Genomic DNA, 2,035 nt, shown 5'->3' with positions numbered 1-2,035 from the left:
AGTTATTTACTTTTCTACAATCTGTTCTCTATAACAGGTTGAATATCAAAAGATTAAGGTGATTTAAACATGGGATTCAAATGCGGTATCGTTGGTTTGCCAAACGTAGGCAAATCCACCCTGTTCAACGCGCTCACCAAAGCGGGTATTGAAGCGGCGAACTTCCCGTTCTGTACTATCGAGCCGAACACAGGCGTTGTGCCGATGCCCGATCCACGTCTGGACCAGCTAGCGGAAATCGTTAAACCGCAGCGCATCCTGCCGACCACCATGGAATTCGTCGACATCGCGGGCCTGGTAAAAGGCGCATCTAAAGGTGAAGGCCTGGGTAACCAGTTCCTGACCAACATCCGCGAAACCGAAGCGATTGGCCACGTTGTTCGCTGCTTCGAAAACGACAACATCATCCACGTGAATAACAAAGTGGATCCGGCTGACGATATCGACGTCATCAACACCGAGCTGGCGCTGTCCGACCTCGACACCTGTGAACGCGCGATTCACCGCGTGCAGAAGAAAGCTAAAGGCGGCGACAAAGACGCCAAAGCCGAGCTGGCCGCGCTGGAAAAATGTCTGCCGCAGCTGGAAAACGCGGGCATGCTGCGCGCTCTGAAAACGCTGACCGACGAAGATAAAGCGGCCATCAAATACCTGAGCTTCCTGACCCTGAAGCCAACCATGTATATCGCCAACGTCAACGAAGACGGTTTTGAAAACAACCCGTACCTCGACAAAGTGCGCGAAATCGCTGCGGCTGAAGGTTCAGTCGTGGTTGCCGTTTGCGCCGCCGTGGAAGCCGATATCGCTGAACTCGACGATGCAGACCGTGAAGAATTCATGGCTGAAATGGGTCTCGAAGAACCGGGCCTGAACCGCGTGATCCGCGCCGGTTACGAACTGCTGAATCTGCAGACCTACTTCACCGCGGGCGTGAAAGAAGTTCGCGCATGGACCATCCCTGTTGGCGCAACCGCACCACAGGCGGCGGGTAAAATCCATACCGACTTCGAAAAAGGCTTTATCCGCGCACAGACCATCGCGTTTGAAGATTTCATCACCTATAAAGGTGAGCAAGGCGCAAAAGAAGCGGGCAAGATGCGTGCAGAAGGGAAAGATTACATCGTTAAAGATGGCGATGTGATGAACTTCTTGTTCAACGTCTAAATAAAAGCTGCTGTCTCATGAGGTTTCGCTGAATCTCATAAACATCAATAAAGCTATAAATCCACGCAATTGCGTGGATTTTTTTTAACCTTAATTGACTTTCCAGTCGGTCTCCTGTGAACAACCCGACCTGCATGACAGGATGGCTACAGTACCTTTTTAATCCTGGCAGCGGTAAACCGATCCGCTTAATGTGGCATTGGTCTGTTGATTCGAGCCTGAACCAAAGTAAGAAGTCCCGGTTTGACCTGCACGCTGTGTAATAATCACGATCCTGTTCCCCCCCATTTTCAGTGCCTTATTTTTAAGATCGTTCCGAGCGCCCGTTTCCAGACTTGCGTTTGATGTCCAGGCACCCGTAAAAAAGTTTCCCTGGCTGCCCGTCACCTCTCCAAGAAATACACAATCATTAGCAGGTTCAGAATGTGTAATACGCACCTGCTCAGCTCCTGAATTTAAAGATTGCGCAGAACATGCTGATAGAAAAATACAGAAAGACACTAATGTTACGCGTTTCATAATAACCTTTTCACTCATCCAAAAATTATGATTAAAAATAGTAAAACTTATTGAGTACAATTTATAATTAGCAGCCATTTCTTACTGTAAAATGTCATTTCATTCATCAGAAGCCCCCTCCACCAATTAATACACCCAATGAAATTTAGCTCCAATGTCTTTACCCGGGTTAAGTTCCTATGGCAACTAAAGCATATGCGTGAAGCATATAAATATTCCCCACATCAAAAAATCATACTTTTCGGTATCAGTCGTAGGAAAATCCCTACAACAGTTCCTGCATATTCCTTCGCAGTGATGCGATAAACCGTCAGTACAGCTGAATGTCTTTCAGAAGCAGATGGTAAAAGAT

At 47.6% G+C, this 2,035-nt stretch carries 2 protein-coding genes; one reads left to right on the top strand and one right to left on the bottom strand.

What is annotated here, in order from left to right:
* The first annotated feature begins 69 nt into the window (after positions 1-69).
* Entirely contained in the window at positions 70-1,164 is a 1,095-nt protein-coding gene (gene ychF / locus NNN71_RS24460; protein ID WP_064544932.1) for a redox-regulated ATPase YchF, read from the top strand.
* A 159-nt stretch (positions 1,165-1,323) separates the two neighbouring features.
* Here ychF and NNN71_RS24455 read toward each other — a convergent pair whose 3' ends face one another.
* Positions 1,324-1,683 carry a DUF4156 domain-containing protein gene (locus tag NNN71_RS24455; protein WP_271459563.1) on the bottom strand — a complete coding sequence of 120 codons (360 nt, stop codon included), beginning with the start codon at positions 1,681-1,683 and terminating at the stop codon, positions 1,324-1,326.
* Between the last annotated feature and the right edge of the window lie 352 nt (positions 1,684-2,035).

Origin of the sequence: Kluyvera sp. Awk 3 (assembly GCF_028069715.1) — a bacterium.
GTDB lineage: Bacteria > Pseudomonadota > Gammaproteobacteria > Enterobacterales > Enterobacteriaceae > Kluyvera > Kluyvera georgiana_A.
This window is presented reverse-complemented; position numbering and strand designations above follow the sequence as displayed.

What these genes read in the sequence shown, in the direction of transcription:
- ychF (WP_064544932.1), top strand. Translation starts at nt 70, where the DNA reads ATGGGATTCAAATGCGGTATCGTTGGTTTGCCAAACGTAGGCAAATCC.
- NNN71_RS24455 (WP_271459563.1), bottom strand. Translation starts at nt 1,683, where the DNA reads ATGAAACGCGTAACATTAGTGTCTTTCTGTATTTTTCTATCAGCATGT.